This is a genomic window from Pseudomonas sp. 37 R 15, assembly GCF_900004865.1.
Lineage (GTDB): Bacteria > Pseudomonadota > Gammaproteobacteria > Pseudomonadales > Pseudomonadaceae > Aquipseudomonas > Aquipseudomonas fluorescens_AM.
In genome coordinates this window covers 357,723-372,247 of record NZ_CVTV01000020.1, presented here as the reverse complement: position 1 = coordinate 372,247, position 14,525 = coordinate 357,723, and the positions used below count along the sequence as shown (strand labels likewise).

General features: G+C 62.2%; 13 protein-coding genes. 11 read left to right on the top strand and 2 right to left on the bottom strand.

The annotated features are described in order from the left end of the window. The first annotated feature begins 7 nt into the window (after positions 1-7). From BFQ04_RS06885 to BFQ04_RS06850, 8 genes are read left to right on the top strand one after another with little or no spacing between them, the layout of a single operon-like run. Entirely contained in the window at positions 8-1,255 is a 1,248-nt protein-coding gene (locus tag BFQ04_RS06885; RefSeq protein ID WP_065950154.1) for an NAD(P)/FAD-dependent oxidoreductase, read from the top strand. After that, positions 1,252-2,001 (top strand): class I SAM-dependent methyltransferase, encoded by a 750-nt coding sequence (locus BFQ04_RS06880; protein WP_065950153.1) that lies wholly within the window; start codon positions 1,252-1,254, stop codon positions 1,999-2,001. Before BFQ04_RS06885 ends, BFQ04_RS06880 begins: the two co-directional genes overlap by 4 nt. After that, positions 1,998-2,480 carry a hypothetical protein gene (locus BFQ04_RS06875; protein WP_065950152.1) on the top strand — a complete coding sequence of 161 codons (483 nt, stop codon included), beginning with the start codon at positions 1,998-2,000 and terminating at the stop codon, positions 2,478-2,480. Before BFQ04_RS06880 ends, BFQ04_RS06875 begins: the two co-directional genes overlap by 4 nt. Beyond that, positions 2,477-3,643, top strand: coding sequence for a beta-ketoacyl-[acyl-carrier-protein] synthase family protein (locus tag BFQ04_RS06870; protein ID WP_065950151.1), 1,167 nt, complete (start codon positions 2,477-2,479; stop codon positions 3,641-3,643). Before BFQ04_RS06875 ends, BFQ04_RS06870 begins: the two co-directional genes overlap by 4 nt. After that, positions 3,640-4,101 (top strand): hotdog family protein, encoded by a 462-nt coding sequence (locus tag BFQ04_RS06865; protein ID WP_065950150.1) that lies wholly within the window; start codon positions 3,640-3,642, stop codon positions 4,099-4,101. Before BFQ04_RS06870 ends, BFQ04_RS06865 begins: the two co-directional genes overlap by 4 nt. Further along, on the top strand, positions 4,098-4,826 hold the full coding sequence (fabG, locus tag BFQ04_RS06860) for a 3-oxoacyl-ACP reductase FabG (protein ID WP_065950149.1): 729 nt from the start codon (positions 4,098-4,100) through the stop codon (positions 4,824-4,826). The genes BFQ04_RS06865 and fabG overlap by 4 nt, the downstream gene beginning before the upstream one ends. Continuing rightward, positions 4,826-6,052 (top strand): beta-ketoacyl-ACP synthase, encoded by a 1,227-nt coding sequence (locus tag BFQ04_RS06855; RefSeq protein WP_065950148.1) that lies wholly within the window; start codon positions 4,826-4,828, stop codon positions 6,050-6,052. The genes fabG and BFQ04_RS06855 overlap by 1 nt, the downstream gene beginning before the upstream one ends. Positions 6,053-6,078: 26 nt before the next feature. Continuing rightward, positions 6,079-6,474, top strand: a complete 396-nt coding sequence (locus BFQ04_RS06850) for a hypothetical protein (RefSeq protein ID WP_065950147.1) — start codon at positions 6,079-6,081, stop codon at positions 6,472-6,474. Between the two features lie 123 nt (positions 6,475-6,597). Here the strand turns inward: BFQ04_RS06850 and BFQ04_RS06845 are convergent, their stop codons facing one another. After that, positions 6,598-7,491, bottom strand: coding sequence for a LysR family transcriptional regulator (locus tag BFQ04_RS06845; protein WP_065950146.1), 894 nt, complete (start codon positions 7,489-7,491; stop codon positions 6,598-6,600). A gap of 181 nt (positions 7,492-7,672) precedes the next feature. On the opposite strand from BFQ04_RS06845, the gene BFQ04_RS06840 reads away from it, so the two are divergent. Continuing rightward, positions 7,673-8,884: an MFS transporter gene (locus BFQ04_RS06840; protein ID WP_371914490.1), complete on the top strand. Its 1,212-nt coding sequence runs from the start codon at positions 7,673-7,675 to the stop codon at positions 8,882-8,884. A 59-nt stretch (positions 8,885-8,943) separates the two neighbouring features. Here BFQ04_RS06840 and hemE read toward each other — a convergent pair whose 3' ends face one another. Beyond that, the gene (gene hemE, locus BFQ04_RS06835) at positions 8,944-10,011 is read right to left on the bottom strand and encodes a uroporphyrinogen decarboxylase (RefSeq protein ID WP_065950144.1); all 1,068 of its coding nucleotides are present in this window, start codon (positions 10,009-10,011) and stop codon (positions 8,944-8,946) included. 240 nt (positions 10,012-10,251) lie between these two features. Here hemE and BFQ04_RS06830 point away from each other — a divergent pair, with 240 nt between their 5' ends. After that, positions 10,252-11,418, top strand: coding sequence for an efflux RND transporter periplasmic adaptor subunit (locus BFQ04_RS06830; protein WP_065950143.1), 1,167 nt, complete (start codon positions 10,252-10,254; stop codon positions 11,416-11,418). Positions 11,419-11,421: 3 nt separating this feature from the next. Next, positions 11,422-14,511 (top strand): multidrug efflux RND transporter permease subunit, encoded by a 3,090-nt coding sequence (locus tag BFQ04_RS06825; RefSeq protein ID WP_065950142.1) that lies wholly within the window; start codon positions 11,422-11,424, stop codon positions 14,509-14,511. The last annotated feature ends 14 nt before the right edge of the window (positions 14,512-14,525 follow it).

The window sequence follows — 14,525 nt, the reverse complement described above, 5'->3', positions numbered from 1 at the left end:
AGCCTTCGTGCCCACAGTTGAAATGGAACGTCGCCAGGTAGTGGTGATCGGTGCCGGGCCATCCGGGGCCATCGCGGCCGCGCTGCTCAAGCGCAAAGGGCATGATGTATTGATTATCGAGCGCCAGTATTTTCCGCGTTTCTCGATTGGCGAAAGCCTGCTGTCGCACTGCATCGACTTTATCGAAGAAGCCGGCATGCTCGAGGCCGTGCAGGCTGCCGGCTTTCAACTGAAAACCGGTGCCGCGTTCGCTTGGGGCGAGCGCTACAGTGCGTTCGATTTCGGTGACACCTTCAGCCACGGCAAACCGACCACCTTCCAGGTGCAGCGTGCCGAGTTCGACAAGCTGCTGGCCGACCAGGCGGCGTTGCAGGGTGTGGAAATCCGCTACGGCGAAAGCATCGTCGGCGTGGATTTTTCCGGCGAGAATCGCTACCTGCACGTACGCCGCGAAAATGGCAGCGAGTACCACCTCAAGACCACCTTCGTGCTGGATGCCAGTGGCTATGGCCGCGTGCTGCCGCGCCTGCTGGACCTTGAAGCGCCGTCCGGTTTCCCGCTGCGCCAGGCCGTGTTCACCCACATCGAAGACCACATCGAACACCCAGGCTTCGACCGTACCAAGATTCTGATAACCACCCATCCCGAGCAGCGCGATATCTGGTTCTGGACCATCCCGTTCAGCAACGGCCGATGCTCGGTGGGCGTGGTCGCGGCCAAGGAGCATTTCGACGGCCGCGATCACGATCTCGACGCCTGCCTGCGCAGCTTTATCGAGCAAACCCCAAGCCTGTCCGGCGTATTGCAGAACGCCGTGTGGGACACCCCGGCGCGCAGCATCGGCGGTTATTCGGCCAACGTCAAAACCCTGCACGGCCCGGGCTTTGCGCTGCTGGGCAACGCGGCGGAATTTCTCGACCCGGTGTTCTCCTCCGGCGTGACCATCGCCATGCGTTCGGCGAGCATGGCCGCCGGCGTGCTGCATCGCCAGCTGCAAGGCGAAGCGGTGGACTGGCAAACCGAGTTTGCCGAACCGTTGAAGCGCGGCGTCGACACCTTCCGCTGCTACGTCGAGGGCTGGTACGCCGGTACGTTCCAGGACGTGATTTTCCACGCCGACAGTTCACCGCAGATTCGCCGCATGATCAGTTCGATCCTCGCCGGCTACGCCTGGGATGAACGCAACCCGTTTGTCAGCGAGCCCAAGCGGCGCCTGCGGATGTTGTCGCAAATCTGTGCGAGTGAGCCGGTATGAGCAGCCCTGTCGTTGAAAAAAACTACCTGAGTAAAAACTACGTCGAAGAAACCCGCTTCGGCTTCTGGTTCCTGCGCAGCCACACCTGGCAGCATCATGTGTTGCGCGTGGCGATCAATGACCTGCGCAGCCTGTTCAGCGACCCACTGCCGGTGGCGCCGGTATTGCTCGACGCCGGCTGCGGCCAGGGTAAATCGTTCAAGTTGCTGCAGCAGGTATTTGCGCCCGCGCGCCTGATCGGTCTGGATGCCGACCCTCACAGCCTGGCACTGAGCCGCGAGGAAGCCGCGCGCCAGGGCCTGGCCGTGGAGTTGATCGGCAGCGACTGCGCCACCCTCGAGTTACCCGACGCCAGCGTCGATATTGTGTTTTGCCACCAGACCTTTCACCACCTGGTCGAGCAGCATCGCGCCCTCAAGGAGTTCTATCGGGTCCTCAAGCCGGGCGGTTATTTGCTGTTTGCCGAGTCCACCGAAGCCTATATCGACACCTGGGTGATTCGCTGGCTGTTCCGTCACCCGATGCATGTGCAGAAAAGCGCCGAGCAATACCTGGACATGCTGCGCGAGCAGGGCTTTGAATTCGGCGCGCAGAACGTCTCGTACCCCTATCTGTGGTGGAGCCGCTCCAGCGATTTCGGCCTGCTGGAACGTTGGGGCCTGCGCAAGGCGCCGCCGGTGGGCCAGCGCGAGGAAACCCTGGTCAACTGCGTGGCGCGCAAGCCGTCAGAGGCCGCGCGTTCATGATCCGCGGGTTGCTGATGAGTTGCCTGTTGCTGCTCGGCGCGTGCGCCAGCCAGGCGCCGTTGCCGCACACCCTCCCGGCCCTGAACTTGCCGATGCAGCTGCATGTGCAACGCCTGGAGGGCGACCGCAGCCAGGATTGGCTGCTGGTGATCCAGCGTGAAGGCGCGGCGATTCGCTGGTCGATGATGGACCCTTTGGGCATTCCCCAGGCCCGGCAGAAGTTGATCGACGGCAAGTGGCAGGCCGATGGCTTGCTGCCGCCCAATCCCCAGGCCCGAACGCTGTTCGCCGCGCTGTTGTTTGCCCTGGCCTCGGCGGATGACCTGCGTGCGCTGTATCCTGCGGCCCAGGCCATGGACCTTACGCGAACGCTGCCGGGCCATTGGCAAATCGTCTATCAGTCTTCAGAGGTGTTCAGCGTGAACATGGCGGGCCAACCGTTGAGCTATCGCATTACCCCGCTGGGCGTGGGCAAATGAGCGCCTACCTCAACGCCCTCGGCGTGATCTGTGCCCTTGGTCGCGGCCAGGCCGAGGTCAGCCGCAGCCTGTTTGCCGGCAACTGTGGCGGCATGCGCGCCGAGAGCGGCTGGGTGCCCGAGCGCGTGGTGCCGGTCGCGGCCGTGCGCGGCGAGCTGGCGCCCCTTCCGGCACAGTTGGGCCAGCAGAGCAGCCGCAATAATCAGTTGCTGCTGGAAGCGGCGTTGCAGATCGAAGGCTCGATCCGCCAGGCGATCCACACCTACGGCCCCTCACGGGTTGGCGTTGTGCTGGGCACCAGCACGTCGGGCATCGACGAGGCCAGTCGCGGCATTGCCCACTACCTGCGCGATAACGCCTTTCCTGGCGACTACGACTACCAGCAGCAGGAACTCAGCGCCCCGGCGAATTTCCTCGCCGACTGGCTGCAATTGAGCGGCCCGGCCTATGTGATTTCCACCGCCTGCACCTCCAGCGCCCGCGCGTTGATGAGCGCCCGGCGCCTGCTCGACCTGGGCCTGTGCGATGCGGTGATCTGCGGGGGCGTCGACAGCTTGTGCAGGCTGACGCTGAACGGCTTTACCGCACTGGAAGCGGTGTCTGCCGAGCGCTGCAATCCGTTCTCGGTGAACCGCAACGGCATCAATATCGGCGAAGCGGCGGTGGTGTTCGTGATGAGCCGCGAGGCGGCACCGGTCGCCCTGCTGGGCTGCGGCGCCAGCAGCGACGCGCACCATATCTCCGCACCCGAGCCCACCGGCAAAGGGGCGTTGCAGGCGATGCGCAAGGCCCTGGCCAACGCCGAACTCGCGCCCGAGCAGATCGGCTACCTGAACCTGCACGGCACCGCCACCCAGCACAACGACGCCATGGAAAGCCTCGCGGTCGCTTGCCTGTTTCCGGGCGGGGTGGCCTGTTCGTCGACCAAACCCATGAGCGGCCACACCCTCGGCGCGGCGGGCGCACTGGAAGCGGCGTTCTGCTGGTTGAGCCTGACGCACGGCCGCGTCCCTCCCCATGTGTGGGACGGTCACGTCGACCCGGCGCTGCCCGCCTTGCAGTGGGCACACAAGGGCGACACCTTGAAAAAACCTTATTTGATGAGCAACTCGTTTGCCTTTGGCGGCAACAACGTCAGCCTGATTATTGGAGAGGCCCCATGATCGCTTGGCCACTCGCCGAACTGCTGCCCCATGCGGGCGACATGATCCTGATCGACCAGGTGCTGTCGTTCGATGAAGAGCAGGTGCACACCCGTCTCACCGTCAAGCCCGGCGGCCTGTTCAGCCAGGCTGACGGCAGCCTGCCGGCCTGGGTCGGTATCGAGCTGATGGCGCAAAGCGTCGCCGCCTATGCCGGATGCCGCGCGCGCCAGCAAGGCCTGGCGGTGGAGCTGGGTTTCCTGTTGGGCACGCGTAAATTCGAATGCAACGTGGCGCACTTTCCCGCTGGCGCCGAGCTGAATATCCACGGCCTGCGCTCGCTGGAGGACGACAATGGCATGGGGGTGTTCGAATGCCACCTCACCGGTGACGGCATCCAGGCCAGCGCACGCTTGAACGTATTTCGACCGCCCCAGGCGGCCAATTATTTAGATGAATCGAAGGACGAAACGCCATGACTGAATCCGTACTGGTCACCGGCTCCAGCCGTGGCATCGGCCGCGCCATTGCCCTGCGCCTGGCCCAGGCCGGGCATGACATCGTGCTGCATTGCCGCAACGGCCGTGCCGAAGCCGACGCGGTACAGCTCGAGATCGAGGCCCTGGGCCGCCAGGCGCGGGTGCTGCAATTCGATGTCGCCGATCGCGCGGCGTGCAAGCAGATCCTGGAGGCCGACGTTGAGCAACATGGCGCCTATTACGGCGTGGTGCTCAATGCCGGCCTGACCCGCGACGGCGCGTTCCCGGCGCTCTCGGAGGACGACTGGGACGTCGTGATGCGCACCAACCTCGACGGGTTCTACAACGTGCTGCACCCGGTGATGATGCCGATGATCCGTCGTCGCGCGGCCGGGCGCATCGTGTGCATCACCTCGGTGTCCGGGCTGATCGGCAACCGTGGGCAGGTCAACTACAGCGCCTCCAAGGCCGGGTTGATCGGCGCGGCCAAGGCGCTGGCCATCGAGCTGGGCAAGCGCAAGATCACCGTCAACTGTGTGGCACCGGGTTTGATCGACACCGCCATGCTGGACGAAAACGTGCCGGTGGAAGAACTGATGAAAATGATCCCGGCACAGCGCATGGGCACTCCGGAAGAAGTGGCCGGCGCGGTGAACTTCCTGATGTCGGCCGAGGCGGGCTATATCACGCGCCAGGTGTTGGCCGTGAATGGGGGCCTGTGCTGATGAAACGCGTTGTCGTCACCGGCATGGCCGGCATGACCTCCCTGGGCAGCGACTGGGACACCATCGCGGCCAACTTTCGCGCCAACCGCAGTGGCATCCGGCGCATGGATGAATGGGACCGTTTCACCGAATTGAATACGCGCCTGGCCGGGCCGATTGACGATTTCGTGGTGCCCGAGCACTGGACCCGCAAGCAGCTGCGCAGCATGGGCCGCGTCTCGCGCCTGGCGGTATGGGCGGCGGAGCAGGCGTTGCAGGACGCCGGCTTGCTTGGCGATGCGTCGATCAAGGACGGGCGCATGGGCGTGGCGTGTGGCTCGTCCACCGGCAGCACCGATGAGATCAAGGCGTTCGGCAATATGCTGCTGAACTCGGTGGCCGAGGGGCTGAATGCCAACTCTTACGTGCGCATGATGCCGCACACTACGGCGGCAAATATCAGCATCTTCTTTGGCCTGACCGGGCGCTTGATCCCCACCTCCAGCGCTTGCACCAGTGGCAGCCAAGGCATCGGTTATGCCTATGAGGCCATCAAGTTCGGCCGCCTGCCGTTGATGCTTGCCGGCGGCGCTGAAGAGCTGTGCCCCACCGAGGCCATGGTGTTCGACGCGCTCTACGCCACCAGCCTGAAAAACGACGCGCCGCAAACCAGCCCGCGCCCCTACGACAGCGGCCGCGATGGCCTGGTGATCGGCGAAGGCGGCGGCATGCTGGTGCTGGAAGCGTTGGAACACGCGCTGGCACGGGGTGCGCATATCCATGCCGAGATCGTCGGTTTCGGCAGCAATGCCGACGGCCAGCACACCACCCGCCCGGAACAGAAAACCATGCGCCGCGCCATGGAGCTGGCGCTGGAAGACGCCGGGCTTGAACCGGCCGCCATCGGCTATGTAAATGGTCACGGCACCGCCACCGACCAGGGCGACATCGCCGAGACCCTGGCCACCAGCAGCCTGTTCGGCAGCCGCATGCCCATCAGTTCGCAGAAGAGTTTCCTGGGCCACACCCTGGGCGCGTGCGGGGCGCTGGAGTCGTGGTTCAGCATCGAGATGATGAACCGCGACCAGTACGTGCACACCTTCAACCTGGACTCGGTCGACCCGCAATGCGGTGAGCTGGACTACCTGCAAGGTGGCTTTCGCCAGATGCACAACGACTACGTGATGAACAACAACTTTGCCTTTGGCGGCGTCAACACTTCGCTGATCTTTCGCCGCTGGTCCTGACTTTTTAATCGATTGGAGAAAACGGAATGTCTTCCCTGCTACGCGCCACCCTGATCGCCCTGGCCCTGTTGACCACTGCCGGTTGCACCAGTAAACCGGTGCTCAACACCCAGCACGAGCTGCCGGCCACGACCCAGCTCAGCGAAGAAAAAATGAAACAGGTGATCGTCGCCGCCCTGCAAAAACGCGAGTGGACGGTACAACGCCTGAGCCCGCAGCTGGTGCAGGCCGACATCACCGTACGCGGCCAGTTTTATGCAGCCATCGACATCCGCTACACCCGCAACAGCTACGCCATCAGCTACCGCGACAGCCGCGAACTGGGCTACAAGGACGGCAAGATCCATCGCAACTACAACCGTTGGGTGAGCATGCTGGATCGGGATATCTTGGCGGGGTTGCGCTCGGCGGGAATGCAATAAAGCCAAATGTGGGAGGGGGCTTGCTCCCGATAGCAGTTTTTCAGTCTCAGCATCTCTAACTGAACCACCGCTATCGGGAGCAAGCCCCCCCCCCACATGAAATATGCCTTGTTCTGAAGGGCGTTATTCCAACCCCCTACGCGTCAACAACGCCACAAACCCCTTCGCCATCGGCGTTTGCACGCCTTTGCGCTGCACCAGCCATACCGCGGTCACCGCTTCCGGGTCCAGCAACGTGCGATACACCACGCCATCGATCCGTATCCGTTGATACGACGCAGGCAATACCGATACGCCCAATCCCGCCGCCACCAGACCGATGATGGTCATCGCCTCCCCCGCCTCCTGGGCGACATGCGGGCTGAAGCCGGCGTCACGGCACAGGCTGAGCAGCTGCGCATAGAGACCGCTGCCGTAGGTACGCGGGAAAAACACGAAGGGTTCTTCTGCCAATTGCGCCAGGTGCAAGCCGCGCTCGCTGCCCTGCGCCAAGGGGTGTCCGGCGCTCAATACGGCCACCAATGGCTCGCGCATCAATTCGATCACGCTCAGTGAGTCCGGCAACGGCAGAGGCCGCATCAGCCCCACCTGAATCGACTCATCCACCAGCGACTCGGCCACCTGGGTGCTGCTCATCTCTTGCAGGTTGAGGTGCACGGCCGGGAAAGCCTGGCGAAACGCAAAGATCGCCTGGGGAATGCTGGAATTGAACGGCGCGGAAGACGTGAAGCCGATCTTCAGTTCGCCGAGTTCGCCCAACTGTGCCCTGCGCGCCACATCCGCCGCCTTGTCGACCTGGGCCAGCACCAGCCGTGCCTCTTGCAGGAACAGGCGCCCGGCCTCGCTCAGCTCGACTCGACGATTGGTACGCTCAAATAACCGCGCCCCCACCTCTTGCTCCAATGCCTGGATCTGCTGGCTCAGCGGCGGTTGCGAAATGCCCAGCACTTGCGCGGCGCGGCCAAAATGCAGTTCTTCGGCGACGGCAATAAAGTACCGCAGATGACGTAATTCCATGCACACCTCATTAGGTCGTAAAACCTATCAAACAGGTCGAACAATATATTGGAAAGAATCATTAGCCAGCTATATTCTTTTTCGCATTGTCAGTCCTGGCAGACTTTCCTCCCCGAGGTCCCCCGTGAATCCTGCTGTTGCTCCACTTGCCCAACGCACCCCGCCCTCAGCCCTCGATGATGTGGTTGCGCAGCTTAATGACGAGTACATCGAAAAAGGCACGCCGATGTTCATGCGCACGGTGCTGGCGCTGTTCTCCGGCGGGTTCGCCACCTTTGCCCTGTTGTATTGCGTGCAGCCGATGATGCCGGCGCTGTCCCACGAATTTGCCATCAATGCCGCGCAAAGCAGTCTGATCCTGTCGGTCGCCACGGCGATGCTTGCCTGCGGCCTGCTGATCACCGGGCCGATTTCCGACCGGCTGGGACGCAAACCAGTGATGGTCGCTGCGCTGTTCTGTGCAGCGCTGGCCACCATCGCCAGCGGCTTGATGCCGAGCTGGGAAGACATCCTGCTCATGCGTGCGCTGGTGGGCTTGTCCTTGAGCGGCCTGGCCGCCGTGGCGATGACCTACCTGAGCGAAGAGATCCATCCGCAGCACATCGGCCTGGCCATGGGCCTGTACATCGGCGGCAATGCGATTGGTGGTATGAGCGGTCGGTTGATCATCGGGGTATTGATCGACTTCGTCAGTTGGCACACCGCCATGCTGATCATCGGCGGCCTCGCGCTGATCGCCGCGACGGTGTTCTGGAAAATCCTTCCCGAATCGCGCAACTTCCGCGCCAGCAGCCTCAAGCCGCGCAACCTGCTGGATGGCTTCGTAATGCACTTCAAAGACGCGGGCCTGCCGTGGTTGTTCCTTGAAGCGTTCCTGTTGATGGGTGCGTTTGTAACGATGTTCAACTACATCGGCTATCGCCTGCTGGCCGATCCGTATGACCTCAGCCAGGCCGTGGTCGGCCTGCTGTCGCTGGTGTACCTGTCAGGCATCTACAGCTCGGCGAAAATTGGCTCTCTGGCCGACCGCCTGGGCCGCCGTCGCGTGCTGTGGGGCACCATTGTGCTGATGCTCGCCGGCATCACCCTGACGCTGTTCACCCCACTATGGCTGGTGGTGCCGGGCATGCTGATCTTTACCTTCGGCTTCTTCGGCGCGCATTCGGTAGCCAGCAGTTGGATCGGCCGGCGTGCGGTGAGGGCCAAGGGACAGGCGTCGTCGCTGTATCTGTTTTGCTATTACGCAGGGTCGAGCATTGCCGGGACGGCGGGCGGGTTCTTCTGGCACTTGGGCGGATGGAACGGGATTGGCGGGTTTATCGTCGCGCTGCTGATTGGCGCGTTGCTGGTGGCCCTGAAGCTGGCGAAGTTGCCGCCGTTGGGGCAGGTCTGAAGGTTTCTGGCTTTTAATGTGGGAGGGGGCTTGCCCCCTCCCACATTTTGCACTGTGTTTTATTCGTGGTACTGCGCCGACAGTTCATGCACCGCGCGCAGGAACGCACCCGCATGCTCCGGGTTCACTTCCGGGGTGATGCCATGGCCGAGGTTGAACACGTGGCCGGTGCCCTTGCCGTAGCTGGCGAGGATGCGGCCCACTTCGGTGCGGATCGCTTCCGGCTTGGCGTACAGCACGGTGGGGTCCATGTTGCCTTGCAGTGCAACTTGACCGCCAACGCGGCGGCGGGCTTCGCCGATATCGCAGGTCCAGTCCAGGCCCAATGCATCGGCGCCCGCGTCGGCGATGCTTTCCAGCCACAGGCCGCCGCCCTTGGTGAACAGGATGACCGGCACTTTGCGGCCTTCGTGTTCGCGGATCAGGCCGCTGACGATCTTGCGCATGTAGGCCAGGGAGAATTCCTGGTAGGCCGCCGCCGACAGGTTGCCGCCCCAGGTGTCGAAAATCTGCACGGCTTGGGCGCCGGCCATGATCTGGCCGTTGAGGTAGGCGGTGACTGACTGCGCCAGCTTGTCCAGCAACAGGTGCATGGCTTGCGGGTTGTCGTAGAGCATGGCCTTGGTCTTGCGGAAGTCTTTCGACGAGCCGCCTTCGACCATGTAGGTCGCCAGGGTCCACGGGCTGCCGGAGAAGCCGATCAGCGGTACGCGGCCATTAAGCTCGCGGCGAATGGTGCTGACAGCATCCATCACATAGCCAAGATCTTTGTGCGGATCAGGAATCGGCAGGGCTTCGATGTCGGCCAGGGTACTGACGACTTTCTTGAAACGCGGGCCTTCGCCGGTTTCAAAGTACAGGCCTTGGCCCATGGCATCGGGGATGGTGAGGATGTCGGAGAAGAGAATGGCCGCGTCCAGTTGTGGGTAGCGGTCCAGCGGCTGCATCGTGACTTCGCAGGCGAACGCAGGATTCATGCACAGGCTCATGAAGTCGCCGGCCTTGGCGCGACTGGCGCGGTATTCCGGCAGGTAGCGACCGGCCTGACGCATCATCCACACGGGCGTGACGTCTACGGGTTGCTTGAGCAGGGCACGAAGGAAACGGTCGTTCTTGAGGGCAGTCATGTCGGCATCCGCAAAAAAAGTGCGGGCATTTTCTCAGAGCCAGACGCAAAAGGCACGGAATGCGCCGTGCCTTTTGTCTATCGGGTCAATTTGTCGCGGTGATTGGACGTCGCACCTGAGCCTCTTCGCTGCAATGAGTTGAAACTAAGCGTCACATTTGCTCGCACTCTTGCAACGTCGACTTAACAGCAAATTAACCGCCCATTCCTAGCATCCATGCCTCTTCATGGAGGCGTGTCGATGAATAGAAAACTGCGTTTCGCATCAGGTTCACTGGTGTTGGCGATTGCTGTGAGCGGCTGCACTCCGGCATCCGAGCCGCAGGCATCCGCCCCCGTAAAGGTAAGCACCGAAACCCTGGAAGCCAAACCCCTGCCTATCAGCAGCGAGCTCAGTGGGCGCATTGCGGCACCCCGAACCGCCCAGGTAAACGCACGGGTGGCTGGGGTGGTGCTCAACAGTGTGTTCGAGCAAGGTAGTGACGTGAAACAGGGCGACGTCCTGTTCTACATCGACCCGGCGCCGCTCCAGGCTGACCTGGACAGCGCGCTGGCAGGGCTGAAAAGGTCCCAAGCCGATGCTCTAAGGGCGCGTCAGCAGGAACAGCGTTACCGCCAGTTGATTGCGGGCAATGCGATCAGTGCCCAGGAATATGACAACGCGCGCGCGGCTGCCCGGCAGGCTGAGGCTGACGTCGCGGCCAATGAGGCCATGGTGCAACGCGCTCGTCTTAACTTGGGTTACGCCACCGTTACCGCGCCTATTTCCGGCCGCATCGGGCGTGCCCTGGTGACCGAAGGCGCCTTGGTCGGACAGAACGAGTCAACCCCGCTGGCGCTGATCCAGCAACTGGACCCGGTCCATGTCGACCTCACGCAATCGACCCGTGAACACAACGAGCTGCGCCGCGCATTGCGCTCCGGCCAGTTGCAGCAACTGAGCCAGGGCCAGGCCAAAGCCACCTTGCTCCAGGACGACGGCAGCGCGTACCCGTTGCCCGGCAAGCTGCTGTTCAGCGACATCGCCGTAGACCCCGGCACCGGCCAGATCATCCTGCGCAGCGAATTTCCCAACCCCGACCTCGACTTGCTGCCCGGCAGCTTTGTGCGTGTGCGGCTGGAGCACGCCATCGATCAACGAGGCATCAGCGTGCCGCAGCGCGCCATCCTGCGCAACAGCGCAGGGTTGGCCCAGGTGCTGCTGGTGGATGACGAGCTGCGCGTGAGCCTGAAAACCGTGCAACTGGGCGCGGCGTACCAGAACCGCTGGGTCGTCACCGACGGCCTCACCGCTGGCGACCGCATCATCATCGAAGGCCTGCAGCATGCCCGCCCAGGCGAACACGTGGTGCTCGACAACGCCGCTCTTCCACTCGACCAGGCCATTGGTCAGTCAGCAGGACGCTAGCTTATGCCGCAGTTCTTTATCGACCGCCCAGTGTTCGCTTGGGTGATTGCCCTGTTTATCGTGCTGGCCGGTGTGTTGGCGATTTCGCAGTTGCCCGTGGCGCAATACCCCAACATCGCGCCGCCTAAAATCGAAGTCGTCGCCAACTACCCCGGCGCTTCGGCGCAGGCCATGGACCAAAGTGTCGTCAGCCTGATCGAAGAAGAGCTCAGCGGGGCTGATCACCTGCTGTACTTCGAATCGCGCAGCAGCCAAGGTTCGGCCACGATCACCGCGACCTTCAAACCCGGCACTAACCCTGAGCTGGCACAAGTCGACGTGCTCAATCGCTTGAAGGTCATCGAGTCACGCCTGCCGCAAGCGGTGATAGAACAGGGCTTGCGCGTGGAGAAAGTTTCCACGGGGTTCCTGCTGTTTATCTCGCTGATTGGCACCAGCGATGACGTCGACAACGTTTCCCTCAGCGATTACCTGGCGCGTAACGTGGTCAATGAGATCAAACGTTTGGACGGCGTCGGCAAGGTGCAGATGTTCGGCTCCGAGCGGGCCATGCGTATTTGGGTCGACCCGCAAAAACTGATCGCCTTCAACCTGACAGTGGCTGACGTAAATGCCGCGATCGTCGCGCAGAACGCCCTGATAGCAGCCGGCAGCCTCGGCGAATTGCCGGTTGCCGGCAGCCAGGAAATCACCGCGAGCATCCTCGTAGACGGCCAACTATCGAGCCCTGAAGCATTCGCCGATATTGTGCTGCGTGCCGAGCCCAATGGGGCCAGCGTACGCATAGGCGATGTCGCCAGGGTCGAGATCGGCAGCCAGGAATACCAGTTCGGCACCCGGCTCAACGGCCAGTCCTCCAGTGAATTGGGCGTGCAACTGACACCCGGCGGCAACGCATTGAGCACTGCGACGCTGGTGCGCGCGAAAATGGATGAGTTGACGCGCTACTTTCCGGCAAACATGAAATACCAGATCGCCTACGACACCTCGCCCTTCGTCAAAGTCTCGATCACCAAAGTGATTTACACCTTGCTCGAAGCGATGGTACTGGTGTTTGCCGTGATGTACCTGTTCTTGCAGAACATCCGCTATACATTGATTCCGACATTGGTTGTACCAGTGGCCCTGATGGGCACGCTTGCACTCATGCAGGTGCTGGGGTTCTCCATCAATGTGCTGACCATGTTCGGCATGGTGCTCTCCATCGGCATCCTGGTGGACGACGCCATCGTGGTGGTGGAGAACGTCGAGCGCATCATGCTCCAGGAGCGCCTTTCACCCAAGGACGCCACGCGCAAGGCGATGACACAAATTGGCGGCGCCATTGTTGGCATCACCCTGGTACTGGTGGCCGTGTTTATTCCGATGGCGTTCATGCAAGGTTCCGTCGGGATCATTTACCAGCAGTTTTCCCTGACTATGGCCGCATCCATTCTGTTCTCGGCGTTCCTGGCCCTGACCCTCACACCGGCGCTGTGCGCCACGCTACTGAAACCCGTTGCGCCGGGTGATCACACGGCCCGCGGATTCTTCGCCGGGTTCAACCGCCGATTCGAACAGCTGACCGAGCGCTATCAGGGCTGGGTCGCACATGCGTTGAAACGCAGTGGCCGCTATTTGTTCATCTATGCCGCGCTGCTGATCGTGCTGGTGGTGAGCTTCAATCGTCTGCCCTCCTCGTTTCTTCCGGTCGAAGACATGGGCTATACGATCACCGATATTCAACTACCTCCCGGGGCGAGCCAAAGCCGCACGATCGAGGTCATCAAGCAGATCGAAGCGCATAACGCCACCGAGCCAGGCGTGGACAACAGCACGTTTGTGCTCGGTTTCAGCTTTTCCGGCAGCGGGCAGAATGCCGGGCTGGGTTACACGGTGCTCAAGGATTGGTCGCAGCGGGGCAGTCATGACACAGCGGCCGCCATCGCCGAACGGGCGAACGCGATGGCGAGCCAGATCAAGGGCGCCGAAGTGTTCGTCGTACTGCCTGCGCCGATTGACGGTCTTGGCACTTCCAGCGGGTTTGAGTTCCGCCTGCAAGACCGTGGCGGTCTTGGGTACGCGACATTGATGCAGGCGCGCAGCGATTTGCTGGAAGCCGCTCAAGCCAGCCCGATCCTGATCAATGTGCGCGAAAGCGCGCTGGCCGAAGCGCCCCAGGTAAAACTGGAAGTCGATCGCCGACATGCCAATGCCCTCGGTGTCGCCTTTGCCGATATCGGCAACGTCGTGTCCACCAGCATCGGTTCGGCCTATATCAATGACTTCCCCAATCAGGGACGTATGCAACGGGTGGTGGTCCAGGCTGAAGGCGAGCAACGCAGGCAGGTGGAGGACTTGCTGAAGATGCACGTACGCAACAACGAGGGACGAATGGTACCGCTGTCGGCTTTTGTACAGGCCAATTGGATTAAAGGGCCGGCGCAACTGAACCGCTACAACGGCTACCCGTCGATCAGCATTTCCGGCGAACCGGCGCCCGGCTACAGCACCGGCGCAGCCATGGCGGAAATCGAACGCCTGGTGGCGCAAGGGCCTGCCGGGCTGGGCCAGGAATGGACGGGGCTGTCATTGCAGGAACGTTTGTCGGGCAACCAGGCGCCGATCCTGTTCGGCTTGTCGCTGCTGGTGGTGTTTCTGTGTCTGGCGGCCCTGTACGAGAGTTGGTCGATCCCGACATCCGTCTTGCTGGTGGTGCCTTTGGGCGTGCTCGGCGCCGTGCTGGCAGTGACCTTGCGCGAGATGCCCAACGACGTATTTTTCAAAGTCGGATTGATCACCATTATTGGCCTGTCAGCGAAAAACGCGATCTTGATCATCGAGTTTGCCAAGAGCCTCCACGACGAAGGCCACGACCTGGTCGACGCCACCCTGCAAGCCGCGCGGCAGCGGTTACGGCCGATTGTGATGACCTCCATGGCATTCATCCTTGGCGTGGTGCCGCTGGCCATTGCCACCGGTGCCAGCTCGGAAAGCCAACAGGCCATCGGTACGGGCGTGATCGGCGGGATGATCACCGCGACGTTGGCAGTGGTGTTTGTACCGGTGTTTTTTGTGGAAGTGATGAAGCGAGTGAGAACCCGCCGTCGCTGAAACGTAAAAAGCGG